The organism is Chloroflexota bacterium, from assembly GCA_020850535.1.
Classification (GTDB): domain Bacteria; phylum Chloroflexota; class UBA6077; order UBA6077; family JACCZL01; genus JADZEM01.
Window position 1 is genome coordinate 29,152 of sequence record JADZEM010000065.1, and the last position, 21,962, is coordinate 51,113.

Below are 21,962 nucleotides of genomic sequence, written 5' to 3' on the forward strand. Positions count from 1 at the left end.
CGAGCGGGCGCGGGAGCGACTCCGGCCTCTCGTTATGCCCATTATGTCTGTGCAGGGGCGCAAAACAGTGCGCCGCCAGTAGCCGTTTTGAGCCACCTGTTCGGGGGATTTTGGGGCTGCGTCGAGTATATGGGACGAATGGCACCTGTCTAGAGCAGATTTCCAGGGGATGGAGCCTCTGCACCTGGCAGGCCGTCTCGGCACCATGCGTGTGGCCCGATCTACGGCGCGGACGCGCGCCAGACGCCCGACGCACTCGCGGCGAAGAGCGTGCGCCCGTTCGGGAAAGGCCGCTACTCCCCTGATCTCACTTCAACTGTATACCCGCCAGCCCCCGGCCGGATGCGGTTTGAGAACGGATATCCGGAGTCCGTGTACTGGCTCCGAGCGCCATCAACACGCCGATCTGCCTGCCTCGCCGATCAGGCGCGACGACTGCCCTGCATGACGGGCATGCGGTGGCGGGCCAGGAACGAGGCGAGCGCCGCCGCGAAGCGCTCAGGCTGCTCCAGGTGCAACAGGTGGCCGGCTCCCGGCAGCGTAAAGGCGTCGGCGCGCGGCAGCCACTCCAGCAGCAGGTGTTGGCGCTGGGCAAACACGGGTGGGCTCTCCGCACCCGCCACGACGAGCGTCGGGCAGATCACCCGCCGCGCCTGCTCCTCGGAGAAGCGCCACGCCAGCAGGGCCGGGATCTCCTGGCGGAAGAGGCCGTCCGCATCCGTCAACGCCTGGCTGAGCGCATCCGGAGGCAGCATCCGCACCACCACCGACTGCCAGCGCTCACCGCAGACGGAGCGCATGAACCCATCGACGGCGCCAGCCGTGTCGCCGGCGGCGTGCTGCTCGATCAGCGTCCGCAGGAGCGGCGGCGCACCGGCCCGAGTCGCGGCGCCGGGGGAGAGCGCCGGGTCCATCACCGTCAGCGATTGCACCAGCCTCGGCGCGTCGTGGGCCAGTTGCAGCGCGATGGCCGCCCCCGCCGAGTGCCCGACAAGGTGTGCCCTGGTGATACGGAGGTGGCTCAGCAGTTGGCGGCACTGCTCCGCCTGCTCGGGCACGCTGAAGCGCGCGCACCCGTGCTCGCTCGTCCCGTAGTTCGCTCGGTGGTAGACGATCAGTTGATACCGATTGGTCAGGATCGGCTGCTCAAGCAACGGTCGGAACCAGTCGGCCAGCGCGCCCGCATGGATCAGTACGACCGGCTCACCGTGGCCGCTCACGGTGTAGCCAAGGCGCACGTCACCTGCCACCACTGCTGCTGCATCCATGCGTTCTCCCGACGTACGTGCTGCACGGAGCTGCTGCCGGTCCTGCCCTGTTGCGGCACCATCATCTGTTGAGTGTCTCTTGCGACGCTGCGTCGTTCGGGCCGGAGCAGGCCGATATCAGATCGCAATAGTGAGGTCGCACACGCGCCAGCGTCGCGAGCATGGCACAGCATGCTGCGCGCCACCAGCCCAGAATCCTCGTGAGGGGGCCGGCTCCGAGCTATCATGCCGTGCTGGCCGAGATCGTGCTGTCATGACGCGGTCAGACACCGCTCACACCTGAGCCTCGTGGCCGGCCCCCGGTCGCGAGCGGACGAGGAGTGCTCATGAAGCGCCTGCCTACCCTGATCGCAGTGCCCCTCGCCGCCACGGCGATGTTCGCCGCGTCGCTCGCAGCCCCGGCCGCGCCAGACGCTGCCGCCCAGGTGCCAGCGCCCAAGCCGACGGCCGCGCCGGCCGTCCCTGCCCCTGCTGCCAAGCCGGCGGGCGCGCCTGCCACCACCGCCCCACGCGCCGGCGGCATCCCGCTGGAGCTGGCGGGCGGACTCGTCGCCGGCGGGTCGGCGCTGATCGGCGGCGGCCTGTACGCCTTCCGACGGCGGAAGCACTCAGCCTGATCGCCCGGGCGACCGTTCGCTTGCCCCATGCGCCCATGAGCCCGTCCCGTGGCTGACCGACTCCCGAAGCTGCTGGCCGGGTTGGCGGTGCTGCTCGGCGTCGGAGTGGTCGGCGTCGGCCTGAGCGTCTTCGTCGAGGCGTGGCAGGCGAACCAGGCCTGGGCCGGGACCGCGCACGCCCCGCAGGCGGACCTCCCCTCCGAGCAGCCGCCGCTCTGGCTCGACGCCGCGCCGACGGCCACGCGTGGACCCACACCGCAACCGGCGGAAGCCCCTCACCCCCCGACCCCCTCTCCCGCACGCGGGAGAGGGGGAGAGAATGCACTGCCTCGTTCTGGAGCGGCAGAGGTGGTAAGCGGCCCCGCTCCACGCCGTGAAGATGGCAGAACAGCGATCCCCCCTCCGCTCCGCGCTGGAGATGATGTCGGCGAAGCTCCTGAGCGATGTCGTTCCGCAGAACGATATTCGCGCTCCGCGGGAGCTTGCGAGCCGAAGGATAGTCGCGCCGCGCAGCGGGGCCGGGGGGATGAGGTTCACCCGGATCTGGGGGCTGAGGTTCCTCCCGAGGCCCGAGGGAGTGATGTCGGCCAGCAGGGCGCCGTCGCCCCTGAGGCGCCGGCGGCCGTCGCCGCTCCCGCTGACCTTGACCTGACCGAGGCCGATTTCCGCTTCCTCGATCCGCCGGAGCCGGGCGCGCATGCCCGCCTCGCCGTGACGATCCAGAACCGGAGTGTCGCCGGCACCGGCCCGATCTCCCTGGTGCTGGCGCAGCGCTGGCTTCAGTCGTACACGGTCCTGGGGGCGGCGCCGGCCGTCCTCGACGACCGCCCGGACGGGGAGGCCGCCCGCCGCTTCATCTTCGCGCCGCTCGGCCCTGGCGAGCGCCAGACTGTCGAACTGCACCTGATCGCCACGGCTGATGAGGTCGACGGCCCCGAGGTGCGCGTCCTGCTGGGGGAGGACGCCGAGATCGGCAAGGCCCAGCCGCGCACTGTCGCGCCGCGCCCGCGCCCCGGGCCTGCCCGCACGGTGGTGGTGCCCAGGCTGAACGTGCGCGCCCCCGTGGTGCCCGTCACCTGGGAGCCGCCGCCGTTCGTCATCGGGCAGGTGCAGGGCTCGGCGGCCGTCAGCGAGGGCAACACGGTGCTGATCGGGCACCTGGCCGGCCCGCAAGGCGACGTCTTCGCCCGGCTGGGTCAACTGCGGCCCGGCGACACGGTGACGGCCACCTCGCGCGGCGTCGAGTACATATTTGTGGTCAGCGACATCTCGGTGCGCCCGTACACGGATGTCTCGCCCACCGAGCCGACTGGCACGCCGCGCCTCACCCTGATGACCTGCACCGGCCAGTGGAGCGTCGCGCGGCAGGACTACTCGCACCGGCTGTGGGTCGTGGCCGAGCCGGCCGAGCTGGCCCAGCAGACGATTCGTGCGAACGCCGAGCGCGCCGCGCAAGCCGCCCGCGAGGCCGAGATCGCATCGGCCCAGCGGGCGGCCCACGAAGCAGCGGTCGACGCCCAGGCGACCCAGGCCGCCGCTGGCTCGCCGTCCGGGGCGGCGACGCAGGGAGCCGCGCAGCCGGCCAGCGATCCGGCAGCGGCGGGCGGCCCGCCATCGGCCACGGCGCACAGTGACGCGCCGGCCGGCCCTGATGGCTCGTCGGTCGCCGCTGACGGCTCGTCGGTCAACCTGACACCTGGGGCTGCTGAGGCACAGGAGCCGCGCGCGCCCGGCATCCTGCTCGACGCGCCGACCGAGGGCGGGCGCGTCCCCGAGCGGCTGACGGTGCGCGGCCGGCGCACCCCGGACGCCGATCAGGCCGGGCCGCTCTGGCTGTTCGTGCGGGCGGAGGTTGAGGGCAGCCGGTGGTACGCCCTGCCCCGTCCGCTGGAGATCGATGCCGAGGGCCGCTGGCAGGCCGACCTCGTGCTGGGCGGCGCTGCCGGCATCCGCCACGAGATCCGCGTCGGCCCGCTCCCGCCCGACGCCGACGCCCTGCTGCGCCGCCACGCCAGCGAGCGCCCTGGGCAGCCCCTCGACGCCCTGCCGGCCGGGTTTGTCCTCGGCGCGCGGATCACCGTCGAGCGCCGCTGACCCTCCCCGGGTACCACTCCCTCTCCTGGGTGCGTGTCCGAGGACGGGCAGCTTCTCGCCGACGTAGACTGTCGCTGTATGTACAGTATGCGAGCTGCAATGTCATCCTGAGCGCAGCCCCCATGCCGCTTCGCGGCACCTCAAAGGATGAAAATGGACGGCTCCGCGCCGGCTCCCCCGCTCCCGCGTGCGGGGGACGGGGTCGGGGGTGGGGGGCATCCCGAAGCCTGTTTTCAGGACAGCGTACGCGCCGACGCCGGTGTGGGGACCAGACCGCCCGGAGGCTGCCCGACACGCCACGAGCGGGCCTCGCGTGAGAACGACGTCAGGAAATGTCTGTCTCGCGGGGAATCGACCGTGGATGCCATCACAATGCGCTGACGCGCGGCGTTGTCTGATCGGACGGGGGGAGCGACTTGCACGTTTCGCTCCGCAGCCGCGCTCTCGGATTCCCTATGAACGACATATCCCACCTTCGCATCGCTCCTCAGCGTGGGGCGGTCTGCTCGGCCGCCATGCACCGCGTTCGGCTCTACGAGCACCTGGATGCGCTCGCCGCAACGTCGGCGGACTTCCTGGCCCCGGCGCTCGCGCGTGGGGAGTCCACGATTGTGGTGGCCGCCCCGATCCACCGGACCGCCATCGACGCCGCCCTGCGCGCACGCGGCCTGGATCTGGAGCGGCTGACGGCCGCCGGACGGCTCGTCGTCTGTGACGTCGCCGTCGTCCTGTCACGGTGCCTCGAAGATGGCCTGCCAGACCGCAACCGCTTTCTCGACGTGCTTGGTGCGCTGATCGGAGAGGCGTCAGCAGCGGGGTCCGGGCCGGTGTCGACGTTCTGCGAGATGGCCGACATGCTGGCCGCCGTGGGCAGCGTCGAGGCGGCCCTCACCGTCGAGGCACTGTGGAACGAGCTGCTCCGGGTGCAGCCCTCGGCGCTCTGCTGCGCGTACCCGCTCGACCGCTTCCTCGGCGTGACCGGCGGCGAGACGCTGGCGCGGGTCTGCGCCGAGCACGGGACAGTCGTGCCGACGGAAGCCTACACCGATCTGCCGTCAGACGACGCCCGACTGGAGATGGTGGCGCGCCTGCAGCAGCAGGGGCGGACGCTGGCCGTCGAGCGCGAGGAGCGCCGGCACATCACCGACCGTCTCCGCCGGCAACTGCTGGCCAACCCGCTGCCGACCTTCATCTGGGAGCGCACCAACAGCGCCGACCCTGACGATGGCGACGAGTTTGTGCTGGTGGAGCGCAACGAGGTTGCCGAGCGCATGCTCGGGACCGACGCCACGGGGCTGCTGGGGACGCGCCTCTCGGAGCTGTCCGCCAACGGGCCGATGGGCGCCTTGCCGGAGATGCTGGCCTGCGCCGAGCCAGATCGCCGTGTCTGGCGCGAGCACGTCTTCACGCCCTCCGGCCAGGATTTCCCGCGAACCGTCAACGTGAGCCTCGTGGTGCTCCCGCCCGATCTGCTGGTGGTCTTCGTGGAAGACCTGACCGACCGCACGGCCGCTGCGCGCTGGCCGGTGGACCGAATCCAGGCGGAGCGCCTCCAGATGCTCGGGCAGTTGACCAGCGGCGTCGCCCACAACCTGAACGAGCGGCTGACCGTGATCGCGGGCTACGGCGAGCGCGTCCGCGAGGCCCTGCGCCACGATGGCGCATCCCCCGAGATATGCGCCGCGCTCGACGAGATCCTGCGGGCGGCCCTCGACAGCGGCGAGACGGTCGGGCAGTTGCAGCGTTTCGGGCGCAGCGACGCCTTCGCCGAGCGGACGACCATCGACGTGCGGCTGCTGCTGCACGACGTCTCACGACTGACCGCCCCTCGCTGGCGCGACCTGGCCCAGCTCGAAGGCCGGCCGATTCGGCTGGAGGCCGTCGCGGCGGGGGTCGGGCTGAACGTCGTCGGCCACGAGCCGGGCCTGCGCGACGCGCTCACGGCCCTGGTCTTCAGCGCCGTCGATGCCCTGCCGGAGGGCGGTGGCATCCAGGTTGCATCAACGCGGGCACAAGATCAGGTCGTGCTCGCGGTCACGGCCACGCCCCTGGCGCCCCCCGCTCCGAGTCTCGTCGCGGGCAGCCCGGCGCTCGACAGACGGCAACCGCCGCCACGCAGCCTGCGAACGCCGACACGCCCCCGCTGGAATCTCCGCAGTGCGAGCCCCGGGTTGGCTCAGGTCTGGAGCATCGTGAACCGCCACGGAGGAACTGTGCATGTAGAAGCAGCGGAGGCGGAGACGACGATCCGGCTGCTCTTGCCGGCTGCGCCCGCACCGCGTCCGACGGCATCCCGGCCGCCGATGCCCCAGGCCGGAGGCCGCCTTCGCCTGCTCGTCGTGGACGATGAGCCGGCCCTGGCCCAGCTCGCCGCGCAGGGGCTGCGACGGGCCGGCCACGAGGTCGTCGCGCTGCACGCCGCCCACGAGGCGCTGACGACGCTCGACGCCAGCCCCATCGACGTGCTGGTGACTGATCTCGGGCTGGGCGAGGGCATGAACGGCTGGGATCTCGTCCGACTCGCCCGTCAGGCGTGCCCGTCTCTGCGCGTCGTGATGGTCAGCGGGTGGGCGTCGGACATCGAGCCGGCCCTGGCCGCCGAGAACGGCGTTGATGCCGTCGTCGCCAAGCCGTACCAGCTGTCGTCGCTGATCCGGGCCGTCGAGGGGGTGGCAGCCGGCACGGTCGGCGATGGGACCAGAGTAGACCGCGATCCTGCGCCGGATGTCGTCCCGCCGTTCCTGGATACGAAGCCGGGTCGGGTCTCGCGCGGCGCGTAGGCCAGCGCGAGGGCATCCTGCTGACGGGCGGGCGGCAGCCGGCATACTGACGGCAGCTTTCGCCGGCCGCCGGGCCGGCTCGGGGCTGTCCATGTTCCCCATCGCCGCCACGAGCGTGCCGCATGCCTGGGCCTGATCGCCTCTCCGAGCGTCTGCTGCTCGACGCGCTGGAGGCAGAGGCCCGCCGCCCGGACCGACAGTCGTCGGGCGGTCCGTCTGCGCTGCTGATCGGCGTGCAGGCCTGCGAGACGGTGGCCGCCGCGAACGCGCTGCTCGGCGCAGATCGGGTGTGCCTGCTGCACCTGGATCGTGCGGCCGGCGGCGTCGGGTGCGGTCTAGGCAACGCCGAAGCGATGCTGGGCGGCGATGGCCTGCCCGCTGGTCCGTTCGACGTGCTCGGTTTGAACGTCGAGGCGGCGCGCACCTACCGGGTGCTCCGCGAGATCGTGGCGACGGCGGCCGGCCAGCTCGCGCCAGACGGCTGCCTGCTGGTGGCCGGGCCACGGAAGGGCGGCGCGGAAGCGATGGCGAGCACGATGCGTACGCACTTCGCAGCCGTCGAGGTGGTTCACTATCGGAAGGGCCACCGCGTCTACCGGGCGGCGCTGCCGCTGGGGCCAGGAAGCACACAGGATGCGGCAGATCAGTCCGATGCGGCGTCAGCCACCCCAGCAGCGGCGGCGCTGCCGGTCGTCTCGTTGGAGCTGCGCGGCCAGACGCTCCAGCTCGTGCAGGACGACCGCGTCTTCGCACGGGGCGGGCTGGACCCGGCAACCCGGATGCTGGCAGAGGTCTTCGAGGTGCCGCCCGGCGCGGAGGTGCTCGATCTCGGGTGTGGCGGCGGCGTGCTGGGCATCCTGGCCGCGCTGCTGGACCCGACGGCCCGCTGCACGCTGGTAGATGCCGACCCGCTGGCCGTGGCAGCCGCCCGGCAGGGCGCCGAGCGCTCCCGAGCAGCGGGCGTCGCCATCCACCTCTCGAATCTGCTGGACGATCTGCCCGGCCAGACCTTCGACGCCATCCTGATGAATCCGCCGTTCCACCGGGGCCGCGCGCAGGACGTGACCCTCGGCGAGCGGTTCCTGCGGACGGCGGCTGCCGCGCTCCGGCCGGGCGGCCGGGTGTGGGTCGTCTGCAACCGGTTCCTGCCCTACGAGCGGACGCTCAGGGCCGCCCTGGGCAACGTCCGCGAGGCGGCCGGCGATCGCGCGTACAAGGTGCTGGTCGCCGAGCGCGGCGGCTCAGCCCCCTCGCGCTGAGTTGCCCGCACCTGCCTGCCCCTCCCGAACTGTCGCGGAGGGGCAGACGCATTCACGACCAGGATGATGACCGGGAGGCCCCGCCGGCCGTGCGGCGTCTTGGGCGCTAAATCGGTGCACTGAGCGATGCGCGATCGTCTCTGGAGTCGCAACGCTTGCGTAGTTGCACTTCTGGTGATAGTCTTCCGACACCTATTCTCCAATGGGAGGGACCGGTGAGTTCCAACCGCTCCGCTTCTGAGGAATCCTTGCCACACCGCCATGTGACCAGGCGCCAGATGCTCCGTGTCGGGCTGTCGCTGGCGGCCCTGCCGCTGTTCGCGGCCTGCGGTCAGTCTGCTGCACCAGCCCCGGCCAAGCCGGCGGAGACCAAGCCCGCTGAGACAAAGCCGGCCGCTCCGGCTGCGACGACGGCCCCGGCCGCCGCCGCCAAGCCGGCCGAGACCAAGCCCGCCGAGAGCAAGCCGGCCGAGGCCAAGCCCGCGCAGTCCGCGCCGGCCTCCTCCAGCAGCAAGCCGACCGGCGCGCTGAAGCTCCTGCTCTGGCAGGCGCCGACCATCCTGAACCCCCATCTCTCCCAGGGAACCAAGGACTACATCGCCGCCCGGTGCTGCACCGAGCCGCTGATGACCGTCGACGGCGACGGCAAGTTCGCGCCGGTGCTCGCGGCCGAGATCCCGAGCCAGGCGAACGGCGGCGTGGCGGCGGACGGCAAGTCCGTGACCTACAAGCTGAAGTCTGGCGTCAAGTGGGCGGACGGCCAGGCGTTCTCCGCTGACGACGTCGCCTTCACCTTCGAGTTCATCGCGAACAAGGAATCGTCGGCGGTGACGGCCGGCACCTACGCCAACATCGAGAAGGTGGAGGCTGTCGATCCCGGCACCGTCAAGATCACCTTCAAGGAGCCGACCGGCGGCTGGTTCGTGCCGTTTGTCGGCACGAACGGCCAGATCCTGCCGAAGCACATCATGAAGGACTTCATCGGCTCGAAGTCCCGCGAGGCGCCGCTCAACACCAAGCTGATCGGCACCGGTCCGTACATGGTCGAGGACTTCAAGCCCGGCGACCTCGTCATCTACAAGGCGAACCCGAACTACCGCGAGCCCGGCAAGCCCGGCTTCGAGCGCATCGAGATGAAGGGCGGCGGCGACGCGGCCTCGGCGGCGCGCGCGGTCTTCCAGACGGGCGAGTACGACTGGTCCTGGAACCTCCAGGTTGAGGCTCCGGTCCTGGCCGACATCATGAACGGCGGCAAGGGCGACCTGCTGACGGCTCCGGGCTCGGGCGTCGAGCAGGTCTACTTCCCGTTCATGGACAACACCAAGGAGACCGACGGGGAGCGCGGCAAGGCCGGCACCAAGCACCCGTTCCTCTCGGACATCAAGGTCCGCGAGGCGATGTCGCTGGCCATCGACAAGAAGACGCTGGTCACCCAGCTCTACGGCCCCACGGGTGAGGCCACCAACAACGTCCTGACCACGCCCGGCAACCTCTCCTCGAAAGCCTCGACGCACGAGTTCAACATCGAGAAGGCCAACAGGATCCTCGACGACGCCGGCTACAAGCGCGGCGGCGACGGCATCCGCACCACCCCCAGCGGCGCACGGATGAAGGTGGTGTTCCAGACGTCGATCAACTCGCTCCGCCAGAAGGAGCAGGCGATCATCAAGGACGGCTGGCAGAAGATCGGCATTGAGACGGAGATCAAGTCGGTGGACGCTGGCGTCTTCTTCTCGAGCGATCCTGGCAACCCGGACATCTTCGCCCGCTTCTCGGTGGACGTGCAGATGTTCACCTCGACGTTCGACTCGCCGTTCCCGGTCGGCTACATGAACCGGTTCTACACCGGCAAGGATCCGGACCGGACCTGGGGCCAGAAGTCGAACAACTGGTCGGGCCGCAACTTCCAGAAGTGGCAGAACGCCGAGTACGACGCGCTGTTCGACAAGGTGCTCGTCGAGCTGGACACGGCGAAGGCCGCCACCATGTGGCAGCAGCTCAACGACATCATCGTCAAGGACTTCGCGGACATCCCGCTGGTGGACCGCAAGTTCACGAACGCCAAGATCAAGGCCCTCACCGGCCCGGAGTCCCGGGCCTTCGACAGCGAGACCTGGAACATCGCGGACTGGAAGAAGGCGTAGCCTTTCGCGCCCACCGACCTGTGCTGCGACCGGCTGCCGCCTGGCAGCCGGTCGTTCCATATCAGCGGCTGCGCCGATGCCGTCTCACGGCCGCACTCTTGCACGAGGTCATGCCGTCCGATTGTGGCAGTCAGACGCTTGCCTGATACCGCGACTGGTGGTAGGCTGGCGCACATCGGCGATGGTCGCGTCAGGTGGCACGCGGCGGCCATCCCCGAAGCGGGACGCGGGCCGTGTACACGGCACCGGGTGACGGTCTCAGGCGGGAACGCGGACCATCGTTCCTGTACGTTTCAAGCAGCAGCTCAGCGCGGACGACCTGGAACGGCGCATCCGGGAGAAACGGAGTGATCCGAGCGTGACAACTTACGCCATCCGCCGGCTCTTAATCGCAATTCCGACCCTGCTCGTGATTAGTCTGGTGGTCTTCTCCGTGCTGGCGCTGGCGCCGGGTGATCCGCTGTCCAACCTCGCGGGCAGCAGCGACATCCCCGTCGAAGTCCGCGAGAACATCCGCAAGCAGTTTGGTCTCGATCAGCCGATCTATATACGCTACTTCAAGTGGCTGTTCGCCTATGTGCAGGGTGACTGGGGCTACTCGTTCGGCAGCCGCATTCCGGCGTCCACCCTGATCATGCTGCGCGTCCCGACCACCCTCTGGGTGATCGGTCTCGCGTACCTGACGGCCGTCCTGATCGCCATCCCGCTCGGGGTGCTGACGGCCGCCCGGCAGTACACCTGGTTCGACCACGTGTTCACCGGCATCAGCTTCATCGGATTCTCGTTGCCGACGTTCTTTACCGGGGTCTTGCTGATCATCACGTTCAGCGTCACGCTCGGCTGGTTCCCGATGGTTTACAACCAGCAAGTGACCGATCCCGTGGAGTGGATCCGCCAGGCGATCATGCCGATCTCGGTGCTGGCGCTGCTCCAGGCTGCCACGTTGAACCGCTATGTGCGGGCATCGATGCTGGACAACCTCAACCAGGACTATGCGCGCACGGCCCGCGCGAAAGGCCTCGCAGAACGGGTTGTGGTTACCCGCCACGTTCTACGGAACGCCCTGGTGCCAGTCGTCACGCTGATCGCGTTGCAGCTCCCGACCGTGTTCACGGGCGCCGTCGTCACCGAGCAGATCTTCCGGGTGCCTGGGATCGGCTCGCTGCTGATCTCCTCGATCCAGAACAATGACACGCCGGTGATCATGGCCATCATCATGGTATTTGCCGCGCTCGTGGTATTCTTCACGCTCTTCGCGGACCTGCTGTATGGCATCCTCGATCCGCGCGTCCGATATCGGTAGAGAGGGACAGGAGTCGCGATGAGCACGACCGAAACCGCCCAGTCTGGCAGCGCTGTCGTTGCCGCGGCGGCGCCCGTTCCCGCCCGCTACAACCGGTCCCTGGTCAGCGACACCTGGCGCAGGTTTCGCCGCCACAAGCTCGCGGTGATCGGCGCATTCGTCTACTTTGCGTTGATCGCCCTCACGCTGCTCGGCCCGATCCTCTGGCGCACGCCGATCAACGATCTCGACTTCATGTACAACCCGAAGGCAGGGTTGTTCACGGCGGCGCACCCGCTCGGCGCGGATGACCTGGGCCGCGACACGCTGGCGCGCGTCCTCTACGGCGGGCGCATCTCCATCGCCGTGGGTCTCTGCGCGATGCTCGTGTCGATCACCATCGGCGTGCTCATCGGGGCGATGGCCGGCTTCTTCGGCGGCTGGGTGGACATCTCCCTCAGCCGCATCATCGAGGTCTTCCTGTCGGTGCCGCAGCTGCCGCTGCTGCTGCTGGTGATCTACCTGTACCGCGACGCCCTCAGAAACGCGTTTGGGCTTGAGCTTGGCGTGTTCCTGATGATCGTGGGGGTGATCGGCGGCCTCAACTGGATGCCGACCGCCCGCCTCGTGCGGGCCGGCTTCGTGACGCAGCGCGAGCGCGAGTACGTCGAGGCGGCCCGCTGCCTCGGAGCGGGCTCCGGGCGGATCATGAAGCACATCCTGCCGAACGTCCTCAGCCCGATCATCGTGGCGGGCACGCTCTCGGTCGGCTCCTCGATGATCGCCGAGTCCACCCTGTCGTTCCTGGGCCTCGGATTCCCGCCCGACGTGCCGACCTGGGGCCGCCTGCTGTTCGACGCTCAGAACTTCCTGGGCACGAACCCGGCGCAGGCGCTGATCCCCGGCACGATGATCTTCCTGGCGGTGCTGTCGATCAACTTCGTGGGGGACGGCCTGCGCGACGCGCTGGACCCACGCCGGACGCTCTAGCAGCGAGCCCACGCGGCACGCTCAGGGCAGGCTCTGCCAGGGAAATGGGACGCCGTCCACACCGCGAGCGTCAGCGAGTCGGACCGTCACCATTCGGGTCCACTCGCTGACGCTCGTGGTACGGAAGCGCGACGCGCGCCGAACTGAACGGCAGTGGGGTTTCAACCCCCGACCGCTCGCTCACCCGCTGACACGCGCGTTGACGGTCAGCGGGTGAGACACAAGCTGGCGGTCGGAGCGTGACGCGAGCGTTGACGGTCAGCGGGTAACGCGCGCGTTGACGGTCAGCGGGTGACACGCGCGTTGACGGTCAGCGGGTGACACGCGCGTTGACGGTCAGCGGGTGAGGTCCTTCGCTGCGCTCAGGATGACAAGTGAGAGTTGCACGCTTTCACGAACATCCATGACCCATGACCCATGACCCATGACCCATGACCCATGACCCATGACCCATGACCCATGACCCATGACCCATGACCCATGACCCATGACCCATGACCCATGACCCAGCCGCTACGCCGTGCCGGTCACGCGCGTCGCGGCGGCCCGGAACCGCTGTTCCGAGTCCGTCGACTCACGGGCGGCCTTCCCGAGCGCCTGCTCCAGCGCCATCGCATCGTCGATGGGCAGCGCCGCGTCGATGATCCGCTTGAGCGCCTGCACGGCGATCTGCGAGTTGGCGGCGATGCGCGCGCCCATCGCCACGGCCGTGTCGAGCACCTCGGCCGCTGGCACCACCTGATTCGCCAGCCCTGAGCGGAGCGCCTCGTCGGCGTAGACGATGTCGGCGGTCATCAGGATCTCTTTCGCCTTGGCGTCCCCGACGATGCGCGGCAGGATCGCTCCGCAGGCCGGCATGCCGTACTGCGCCGCCACGAACCGGAACCGGGTGTCGTCGCCGCAGATGCGGATGTCACAGTTGACAGCCAGGTGGGCCGCGCCCCCGTAGCAAATGCCGCGAATCGCCGCGATGACCGGCTTCGCGCAGGTTCGCACGCGCTCGCTGGTGTTCGGGCCGCCACCGCTACGGCCATTCGGCCCCATCCGGTCGCGAACCTCGGTCATGTCGCCGCCGGCCGAGAACGCTCGCTCGCCGGCCCCGGTGACGACGATGACGGCGATCTCGTCGTCTGCCTCGAAGGCGTCGATGGCATCGACGAGCTGCTGGCTGAGGGCCGAGCTCATGGCGTTGTGTTTCTCTGGCCGATTGAGCGTCGCAATCCCGACCGGCCCGCGCTTCTCTACCAGGACCAGCCGCTCCGTAGCAACCGACATCACACCCTCCCACTGGTGGGGACATGGTACCCGGGCAGAGGCCGCGTGTCAGCTATCGGCCGTCAGCGAGCAGGGCGTTCGCATGTTGGGCGTGTCGTGCAGCGTCGTCGGGGCTTCAAAGCCCCGACCGCTCGCTCACCCGCTGACGCGGGCCTTGACGGTCAGCGGGCGACACGAGCGTTGACGGTCAGCGGGTGAGGTCCTTCACTGCGCCCAGGATGACAAGTGAGGGTTGCATACTTTCACGAACAGGCCACGGCCCACACCCCAATCTTATTAAGGGATCTTTACATTCACCCTGTTGGGCTGCTATCGTCTCTCCGCGTGCTCCTTGCTGCCGGCCTCCGATGCTGGCGCGACGGTCTGCTTGCCCCGCTGCATGCTCTCTTTTCAACCTGCCAGACTCGCCCCCACCTGGAACCTGCCCTGGTCCGTTCGTGCCCGCCGCCTGCGTCACGAGCTGGCTGGCAGCAGCGTCGCCCTCGTCGCGCTGCTCGGTCTCTTCGGGCGGTTTGTCGTGCCGGGCGTCGTCGGCCACCAGCGGGACACGGGCGCGTTCTACTACCCGCTCACGGCATGGCTGGCCGGCGAGCTGGCCGCCGGCCGATTCCCCCTCTGGTGCCCGCTGATCTTCGCCGGGTATCCACTGGTCGCAGACGGCGAGATCGGGTTGCTCTACCCGCCCAACATCCTGCTCCTGCTGCTGTTGCCGGTGGATGTGGCGTTCATCGCCCTGCGGAGCGCCCACTACCTGCTGGCGGCGGCCGGCCTGTACGCGCTCGGGCGGGTGCTGGGCCTGGGGCGGATGGGCAGCGCCTTTGGCGGGGTCGTCTTTGCGCTGGGCGGCTTCATGTATGGCCACCTGGATCACGGCAACATCGTCCGCAGCGCCGCGTGGCTGCCGTCGATGCTCGCCTGTGCCGACCTCGCCCTGCGCGTCGAGGACCGTCGCCGCTGGCTCTGGCTGGCGCTCGGGGCTGGCACGCTGACGCTGGCCGGCCTCGGGTTGCACCCGCAGATCGTCCTGATCGAGCTGGTGGCGCTCGGGGCGTGGGTCGGCCTGCGCGCCCTGGCCCTCGCGCTGGCCGACGGGGATACTCGCCCGCGTATGCTGGCGGTGCGCTTGACGCGGCTGGCGGGGCGCAGCCTGCTGGTCATCGCCGCGATCGGCGGTCTCGGGCTGGCCGGTGCGGGCGTTCAGCTCCTCCCCACCTACGAGCTTGGCGCGGCCTCCTCGCGCGGCGACGGCCTCAGCTACGCCCAGGCGGCGGCCGGCGGGCTGGCCCCGGTCGATCTGTTCACGTTGCTGCTCCCCTACGGCTTCCGCGCCGATCCGGCCGTGCAGTGGATGCGCTACCCCTACTGGGAGAGCACCGTCTACGTCGGAGTCATCGGGCTGTTCCTGGCGCTCGTCGGGCTGGTGGCCGGCCGACGCAGCGTCTCGCTGCCGGTCGCCGGCGTGGGGCTGCTCGGCCTGCTGCTCGCGATGTCCTCGAACGCGCCGGTCGATCTGTACGGCTGGCTCTGGACGCTCCCCGGCTTCTCCTCGATGCGGGCGCCCGTCCGCTACTCGCTGGTGTTCGAGCTGGCGCTGGCCGTGCTGGCGGCGCTCGGCGTCGACCGGCTGCGGGCGCAGACGGCCCCGCGCGGCGCGCGTCCGCTGGCCGTGTTCGTCGTCGGGAGCAGCATGGCGCTGGCCGTCGGCGGGTTCCGGCTGCGCGCGTGGCTGCTGGCGGACGAGTCCGGCACGCTGCGCTGGCTCCAGGAGACGTACCTCCAGCTCCCACGGGACCGTGCGGCCCTCACGGCGAGCGCCGTCCGCGAGGGACTGCTCGGGACGCTCCTGCTCGACAACCCGTGGACGCTGCTGGCGCTGGCGAGCGGGGCTGTCATCGGCGCGCTCCTGCTCACGTGGGCGTGGCGTGGCCGAGGCTCGGCGCGGCTGGCAGCGCTGGCGGCGGCCCTCGGCGCGGCTGAGCTGCTGACCGTCGCGCACGGGTTCCATCCGACCGTCTCACGGGCGGAGCTGCGCGCGGCCTCCCGCCCGCTCCGCTTCCTGAGCGAGCAGCCCGGCCTCTGGCGCACGTTCCTCACGGGCCGCTCAGACCTCTCGGTGACCAGCCGCCCCGCCCTCTTCGGGGTCGCCCAGGCCTACGGGTACAGCTCCCTGCCGACGGCCAGGATGGAACGCTACTGGACCCGCGTCAACGAGGTGGACGACGATCTGCTGGATCTCTGGAACGTTCGCTACGTCGTCGAGCCGAAGGGGAGCCTGCCGCCCATGCACGCGGCGTCCGTCTCGTTCGACCCGGCCCGGCCGCTCCTCGACGGGCGCGCCGACAGCCCGCTCGGCGACGAGCATTTCCGGCTCGCACCGACCCCGGCCGACGCGATCCGTGTCCTGGGCAGCCTGACATATGGCGGCAGCCTCGCAGACGGCGAGCCGGTCGCGGAGATCACCGTCTCCGGCAGCGGCTTCTCCCCCCTGACGCTGGTGCTGCGGGCCGGCGAGCATCTCTCCGAGGCGGCCTACGACCAGCATCCCGGCGCGGTTGCCCACCGCAAGGCCCAGGTGGGGATGCGCTGGGAGCCGCGCGATCCAGCGGGCAAGGCGTTCCCGCGCGACGTCTACCTGGCCGATCTGCCGCTGCCTTCCACGCTCCAGATCGAGCAGATCGACGTGCGAGCAGTCGCGCGGACGGGCCTGCTGCGGCTGGCCGGCCTGGGCCTGCACGAGCGGGGACCAAACGTCGTGCGGTCCGTGCTGGCGTCCCACCGCGCCAAGTACCGCGTGGCCTACGACGCCGACGCCACCCTCATCTACGAGAACCTCGGCGCACAGCCGCGCGCCTACCTGGCTCCGCGCGCCGTCAGCGCCCCGCCGAACGACTGGACCATCGTGCGGCTGACCGACGACGCGCTGAATCCCCGCACCACGGCGCTCCTCGAACGGCCGGCCGAGGAGCGCGTCCACGTGGTGCTCGACGGCCCGCCCATCGCCCCGGCCGAACGGGCTGAGATCGTGCGCTACGAGCCGGACCTGGTGCAGATTCAGGTCCGTGCCCAGGAGACGCGCTACCTCGTGCTGGCCGACGCCGACTTCCCGGGCTGGGCGGTGACGGTGAACGGCGTGGAGGCGCGCTCGGAGCGCGCCAACTACCTGTTCCGGGCGGTGGAAGTCCCGCCCGGCGAACATACGGTGACCTGGCGCTACCGCCCGACCAGCCTGCTGCTGGGGGCCGGCATCACGGCCGCGGCGCTGGTCATGATGGTGGCGCTCACAGCGGCCGGCCTCGGCCGCCGACGGGCGCCCGTGCCGCGGCCGGCGGCAGCCGCCGGCTGACTACCCAGCGTCCGGGATGATGTGGACCCGCGAGGCGTTCACCTGGACCACCACCGAGCCTGCGAGCGGTGGCCCGGCGCCCGGGTCTGGCTGGTCGACGAGCCACTCCTGGCCATCGGACCTGACCGCGTAGCGCATCAGCCGGCCCAGGAACGTGTGCCGAACCACCTCGCCGTGGAAGACCGCGCCAGCATGGACGTGGGCATCGGCCGGCGCGGCGACCGACAGGCTCTCCGGGCGGATCGAGAGCACGACCTGGCTGCCCGAGGACAGCGCGGACCAGTCGCCCGGCACCACGATGGTCTGATCCCCGACGCGAACGTGGGCGGCGTCAGGCCCGGCGGAGGCCACCTGCCCCTTCACGAGGTTGACGGTCCCCACGAAGTCGGCCATGAACGGCGTGCGCGGGTGGTAGTAGATGTCCCAGGGCGGGCCCCACTGCTCCACCTTGCCGCGGTTCATGACGGCCACCCAGTCGCTCATCGCCAGGGCCTCGTCCTGATCGTGGGTGACGTAGATGGTGGTGATGCCGAGCTGCCGCTGGATCGACATCAGCTCGTCGCGGATGCTGACGCGGAGCTTGGCGTCCAGGTTGGAGAGCGGCTCGTCCAGCAGCAAGACTTCCGGGTTCATCACCAGCGCCCGCGCGAGCGCCACGCGCTGCTGCTGGCCGCCGCTCAACTGGCTGGGGGAGCGCTTCTCCAGGCCAGTGAGGCCCAGGAACTTGAGCGTGTCCGCCACCCGCTGCTGGCGTTCTGGCCCCTTCACGCCGGCCAGCTTGAGGCCGTAGCCGACGTTCTCGGCCACGCTCATGTGCGGGAAGAGGGCGTAGTCCTGGAAGACCATCGCGGTGCCGCGCCGGTGGGCCGGCACGTCGTTGATGCGGCGGTCGCCGAGCAGGATGTCGCCGGCGTCCGGCTCGTAGAAGCCGGCGATCATCCGCAGCGTGGTGGTCTTGCCGCAGCCGGACGGCCCGAGCAGCGTCGTGAAACTGCCGCGCGGCACCTCCAGCGAGATGTTGTCCACGGCCGGCGGATTCTGCCCGACTGGGCCAAATCGCTTGGTGATGTTGACGAGCCGGATGTGCGGCTCGATCCGCTGCGACTCAGCCACCGGCCACCTCTTCGAGATTGACGCGCCGCCCGGCAATCGTCCAGACCACCAGCAGCACGAGGATTGCCGACCCGATCACCGAGACGGTGAACGCCGTGGCCCCGCCCCAGTTGAAATCGTTGACCAGTTGGAAGATCGTGATGGTCGCGACGGTCGTGGACGGCGTGAACAGGAAGATGACCACCGAGAGCGTCGTGATGGCCCGCACGAACGTAGTGACGAAGCCCGTCGTCAGGGGGCCGCTCAGGATGGGGAGCAGCACGTCGCGGAACGAGCGCAGGCTGCTCGCGCCCATGCTGGTCGCCGCCTCGTCAATCGAGCGGTCGATCTGCTGCAGCCCGGCCACGGCCGCCCGGTAGCCGACGGGGATGTTCCAGAAGATCATGCTGATGGTGATCAATGCGCCCCGATCCAGCCAGTCCAGCCACTTCTGGTTGAAGGTCGTGGCGTAGCCGATGCCGAAGAAGATGCCCGGGACGGCGGCCGGCACGATCGCGATGAAGTCCACCAGCCCGCGCCCGCGCCACGATTTTCGCTGGACGATGTAGGCCAGCAGCATCGCCAGCAGCGAGCAGACGGCCGCCGCGACGAGCGCGTAGATCAGGCTGTTCCGCAGCGAGGTGAAGTGCGCGCCCACGTAGGCGAAGTGCTTCAGCGTGGGCGTGAAGTTAAACGGGTACGCCTCGACCAGCGCGCTCAGGATCAGGACACCGTAGACCAGGACGATCAGCACTGCCAGGATCAGGCAGATCGCGAAGCAGGCCCAGTTCACGACGCGCGGCACCGGTGGCCGGGGGATCGAGGAGCCGCGCCCGCTGACCGTCACGTAGCCGTGGCGGCCCTCCAGCTTGAGGCGGATGACGTACATGGTCATCGCCAGCCCGAGCAGGATCGTGCTGACGACGGCCGCGCCGGCGAAGTCGCCGAAGCCGGAGATCAGGCCGTAGGCGAGCGTTGGCAGGACGGTGTACTGCCCGGCGATCAGGGCCGGGTTCCCGAAGTCCTCCACGACGTAGATCGCCACCAGCAGGATCGCCGCGACGAGGCCCGGCCGCGAGAGCGGCAGCGTGACCGTCAGAAAGACCTTCCACGGGCCGGCCCCGAGGTTGCGGGCGGCCTGCTCCAGCCTGGGATCGGAGCGCGCCAGCACGTCGGCGATCAACTGGTAGGCTATCGGGAAGAAGGCGATGGTCTGGACGCCCCACAGCCCGTAGAACCCGAGGATGTTCGGGCTCTTGCCGAAGACGTAGAAGGTGATGAGGCCGCGCGGCCCGAAGAGGAGGATGTAGCTGGCCGCCACCACGAACGGCGGCGAGAGCATCGGCAGGATCGCGATCAGCCGAAAGAACCGCTTCCAGGGCATCCGGCTGTAGACCATCGCGTAGGCGTAAATGAACCCGAGGACGACGGCGGTCGTCGTCGAGTAGAGCATCACCCAGAGGCTGTTCTGGGTGGCCCGGATCCAGTTCGGCCCTTCGCGGAAGAACGCCTCGTACCCCTTGAGGCCGGGCGCCAGCACGACCTGTACCTGCGGGATGATGATGAACGCGATCATCAACCCGACCAGCACCAGGGCGGTCAGGCCGAGGGCAGGCTCGCGGATGAACACCTTCATGGCGCGGTCACATGCATGGCGGCCTCAGGCGTGGGTTCGCAGGAGATGACGGAGAGGCCCTCACCCCGCGTCCTCGCGGAGCGAGAAAGGCCCCTCACCCCCAACCCCTCTCCCTGTGCGCGGGAGAGGGGAGACGGAACAACTACACGGCTGTACCCACACGACTGGGCATGAGTCGCAGTGCCGAACCGCATTGATATGCCTCCCCTCTCCCGCGCACAGGGAGAGGGGTTGGGGGTGAGGGCCTTCTTGTCCCTCACCGGACGCTCTACATCCCGATGGCCGACTGCCACTTCTTGATCAGGCGGTCCTTGTTCTCGGTGGCCCAGACGCGGTCGTAGTTCGTCAGGGTGACCTGATCCAGCGTCGGGGCGCCGGCGGCTGGCGGGACGCTCGGCAGCACCGAGAGCCGGTTGGACAGCTTGACATTCAGGGCCGCGGCATCGGGCGTGAGCACCCAGTCCACGAACGCCTTCGCGCCCTCGGTGTTCGGGCCGCCCTTGACGATGCTGACCGCGCCGACCTCGTTGGCTGTGAGGGCCGGCGCCACGAACTCGACGGGCATGCCACGGTTGGCGGCCGTCAGGATGTCGTGGCCCCAGTTCGGCCCCATCAGGAACTGCCCCTGCGCCACCAGCTCGATGCCCTGCGGCGAGGTGCCGACGTACTGCCCGATGTTGTTGTGGAGGCCCTTCATGTACTCCATCGCCTTCTCTTCGTCCCGGTCGAACCGGAACACCTGGTTGGCGATGAAGATGTAGCCGCCGCCCGTTTTGACCGGGTCTGGCATGTCGAGCTTGCCGGCCAGGGCCGGGTTCAGGAGGTCGTCCCAGGTCCCGGGCTTCGCCATGCCGGCCATCTCGCTGTTCCAGCGGTCGGTGTTGATGACCAGCCCGAAGATGCCGACGTACCAGCCGACCCAGTTTCCATCGGGATCCTTGTACGCGGCGTCCACCGTCGCCGCGTTCGGCGAGACGTACTGCTCCAGCAGGCCTTCCTTCCCGAGCGGATCGTGGAACTCGCTGGAGCCGCCGATAAAGACGTCCGCCTTGGGCGAGTTCTTCTCGGTGCGGATACGGGTCTGAAGCTCGCCGGCGGCGGCCAGCGGCAGCAGCTGGGCATCGGCACCGGGCACGGCCTCCTTGAACGCGGCGACGAAGGCGTTGTTGGTGGACTCGTTGAGCGCCGAGTAGATGGTGACCGTGCCGACGCTCTGCCGGACGGCTGGCACAGCGACCTGCCGAGGATCGCTCTTGACGGTCTCGGCGGTCAGCTCGGCGGCCAGGGCCGGCGTCGAGCCGAGGAGCGCGGCAGCGCCCACGCCGAGCGCCACCTGCCGCATCAACTCGCGGCGCGTGATTGAGCGACGACCCGTCGCGGTCTTCCGTTGTCCGCCAGTGGACGCCATGATCCCCTCCCTGTTGCCATCGACACACCAACGCGGTGTGAAGTGTGCCGATTCTACTCCGAGACGGGCAGGCTGACAATCGGGTCGGGCCACCGGGGAGCACTCTCACGTGCGAAAGCCAGCGAGCACGGGACGAGTTGCTCGTGAACATTCCCTGGAGAGCCTCACCCCCGACCCTACTCCGGCGCGGAGAGAGGCCACCGATAACCGCTACGACGAGCCAATCAGCCAACGGTGGGTCAGGAAGCTGGTCACCACGTACCGTGAGGCGGCCGGCATTGCCAAGAAGGCCATCCCCACGCATTCCGACGCACCTTCGCCGACCACAAGGCCAGAGCGGGCATCCCCCTGCCCGACCTGATGGACTGGATGGGCCACAAGAAGCCCTCCACGACCCAGGGGTACCTCAACCCGAATGCGGTGAATAAGCGGAAGCTGATGGAGGCGACCAGTCTATGACGCCGCGTGAGCCTAAGGATCGAACACAGCGGCGGGCGGTCGATCCGAAGACGGGGCGGCTCTACCGGATCGTGCGCTCACTCAAGGCACCACCCAGGATGATTCGGAAGGCGCGGCTGGACAACGTTGCGCTCGTCCCAGCTTCACTCCTGCCCTATAGGGCTCGGTACCAGCAACTCGCGAATGAATGTCAATGGCCACGCGGAAGTCCCCACCGGTGGCCAGGGAAAAGTCCCCACCCCGGCAGGGCTAGCGTGAGGTAGTGAGGGCACCTCCCTTCGTCGTGGTCGGCAGGAGATCGGAGAACGCGACGGG

General features: G+C 69.5%; 13 protein-coding genes and 1 pseudogene. 9 read left to right on the forward strand and 5 right to left on the reverse strand.

Features of this window, described 5'->3' with window-relative positions:
* Positions 1 to 422 precede the first annotated feature (422 nt).
* Positions 423 to 1,268 (reverse strand): alpha/beta hydrolase, encoded by an 846-nt coding sequence (locus tag IT306_09720; protein MCC7368691.1) that lies wholly within the window; start codon positions 1,266 to 1,268, stop codon positions 423 to 425.
* A 326-nt stretch (positions 1,269 to 1,594) separates the two neighbouring features.
* Between IT306_09720 and IT306_09725 the strand changes: the two genes are divergently transcribed.
* From IT306_09725 to IT306_09755, 7 genes are all read left to right on the forward strand, one after another.
* Complete coding sequence (locus tag IT306_09725; GenBank protein ID MCC7368692.1) at positions 1,595 to 1,885, forward strand: hypothetical protein; 291 nt, start codon at positions 1,595 to 1,597, stop codon at positions 1,883 to 1,885.
* A 48-nt stretch (positions 1,886 to 1,933) separates the two neighbouring features.
* Positions 1,934 to 3,979 carry a sortase gene (locus IT306_09730; GenBank protein ID MCC7368693.1) on the forward strand — a complete coding sequence of 682 codons (2,046 nt, stop codon included), beginning with the start codon at positions 1,934 to 1,936 and terminating at the stop codon, positions 3,977 to 3,979.
* A 455-nt stretch (positions 3,980 to 4,434) separates the two neighbouring features.
* A complete protein-coding gene (locus IT306_09735; GenBank protein MCC7368694.1) occupies positions 4,435 to 6,759 on the forward strand; it encodes an MEDS domain-containing protein in 2,325 nt (774 codons plus the stop codon).
* 122 nt (positions 6,760 to 6,881) lie between these two features.
* The gene (locus IT306_09740) at positions 6,882 to 8,018 is read left to right on the forward strand and encodes a methyltransferase (protein MCC7368695.1); all 1,137 of its coding nucleotides are present in this window, start codon (positions 6,882 to 6,884) and stop codon (positions 8,016 to 8,018) included.
* A 278-nt stretch (positions 8,019 to 8,296) separates the two neighbouring features.
* A complete protein-coding gene (locus IT306_09745) occupies positions 8,297 to 10,162 on the forward strand; it encodes a peptide ABC transporter substrate-binding protein (protein ID MCC7368696.1) in 1,866 nt (621 codons plus the stop codon).
* A gap of 358 nt (positions 10,163 to 10,520) precedes the next feature.
* Positions 10,521 to 11,465, forward strand: coding sequence for an ABC transporter permease (locus IT306_09750; protein ID MCC7368697.1), 945 nt, complete (start codon positions 10,521 to 10,523; stop codon positions 11,463 to 11,465).
* An 18-nt stretch (positions 11,466 to 11,483) separates the two neighbouring features.
* Positions 11,484 to 12,434, forward strand: coding sequence for an ABC transporter permease (locus IT306_09755; GenBank protein ID MCC7368698.1), 951 nt, complete (start codon positions 11,484 to 11,486; stop codon positions 12,432 to 12,434).
* Positions 12,435 to 12,947: 513 nt separating this feature from the next.
* Here the strand turns inward: IT306_09755 and IT306_09760 are convergent.
* Complete coding sequence (locus IT306_09760) at positions 12,948 to 13,709, reverse strand: enoyl-CoA hydratase/isomerase family protein (GenBank protein ID MCC7368699.1); 762 nt, start codon at positions 13,707 to 13,709, stop codon at positions 12,948 to 12,950.
* A gap of 379 nt (positions 13,710 to 14,088) precedes the next feature.
* Between IT306_09760 and IT306_09765 the strand changes: the two genes are divergently transcribed.
* Positions 14,089 to 17,052: a YfhO family protein gene (locus IT306_09765; protein MCC7368700.1), complete on the forward strand. Its 2,964-nt coding sequence runs from the start codon at positions 14,089 to 14,091 to the stop codon at positions 17,050 to 17,052.
* Here the strand turns inward: IT306_09765 and IT306_09770 are convergent, their stop codons facing one another.
* The 3 genes from IT306_09770 to IT306_09780 all read right to left on the reverse strand — a co-directional run bounded on the left by IT306_09770 (position 17,053) and on the right by IT306_09780 (position 21,188).
* Entirely contained in the window at positions 17,053 to 18,165 is a 1,113-nt protein-coding gene (locus IT306_09770) for an ABC transporter ATP-binding protein (protein ID MCC7368701.1), read from the reverse strand.
* Positions 18,158 to 19,780, reverse strand: a complete 1,623-nt coding sequence (locus tag IT306_09775; GenBank protein ID MCC7368702.1) for an iron ABC transporter permease — start codon at positions 19,778 to 19,780, stop codon at positions 18,158 to 18,160. The genes IT306_09770 and IT306_09775 overlap by 8 nt, the downstream gene beginning before the upstream one ends.
* Before the next feature lie 268 nt (positions 19,781 to 20,048).
* On the reverse strand, positions 20,049 to 21,188 hold the full coding sequence (locus tag IT306_09780) for an extracellular solute-binding protein (GenBank protein MCC7368703.1): 1,140 nt from the start codon (positions 21,186 to 21,188) through the stop codon (positions 20,049 to 20,051).
* Between the two features lie 288 nt (positions 21,189 to 21,476).
* On the opposite strand from IT306_09780, the pseudogene IT306_09785 reads away from it, so the two are divergent.
* Positions 21,477 to 21,647 (forward strand): annotated as a pseudogene (locus IT306_09785) (site-specific integrase).
* The last annotated feature ends 315 nt before the right edge of the window (positions 21,648 to 21,962 follow it).

What these genes read in the sequence shown, in the direction of transcription:
- IT306_09735 (MCC7368694.1), top strand. Translation starts at nt 4,435, where the DNA reads ATGAACGACATATCCCACCTTCGCATCGCTCCTCAGCGTGGGGCGGTC.
- IT306_09780 (MCC7368703.1), bottom strand. Translation starts at nt 21,188, where the DNA reads ATGGCGTCCACTGGCGGACAACGGAAGACCGCGACGGGTCGTCGCTCA.
- IT306_09755 (MCC7368698.1), top strand. Translation starts at nt 11,484, where the DNA reads ATGAGCACGACCGAAACCGCCCAGTCTGGCAGCGCTGTCGTTGCCGCG.
- IT306_09725 (MCC7368692.1), top strand. Translation starts at nt 1,595, where the DNA reads ATGAAGCGCCTGCCTACCCTGATCGCAGTGCCCCTCGCCGCCACGGCG.
- IT306_09740 (MCC7368695.1), top strand. Translation starts at nt 6,882, where the DNA reads ATGCCTGGGCCTGATCGCCTCTCCGAGCGTCTGCTGCTCGACGCGCTG.
- IT306_09760 (MCC7368699.1), bottom strand. Translation starts at nt 13,709, where the DNA reads ATGTCGGTTGCTACGGAGCGGCTGGTCCTGGTAGAGAAGCGCGGGCCG.
- IT306_09775 (MCC7368702.1), bottom strand. Translation starts at nt 19,780, where the DNA reads ATGAAGGTGTTCATCCGCGAGCCTGCCCTCGGCCTGACCGCCCTGGTG.
- IT306_09765 (MCC7368700.1), top strand. Translation starts at nt 14,089, where the DNA reads ATGCTCTCTTTTCAACCTGCCAGACTCGCCCCCACCTGGAACCTGCCC.
- IT306_09745 (MCC7368696.1), top strand. Translation starts at nt 8,297, where the DNA reads ATGCTCCGTGTCGGGCTGTCGCTGGCGGCCCTGCCGCTGTTCGCGGCC.
- IT306_09720 (MCC7368691.1), bottom strand. Translation starts at nt 1,268, where the DNA reads ATGGATGCAGCAGCAGTGGTGGCAGGTGACGTGCGCCTTGGCTACACC.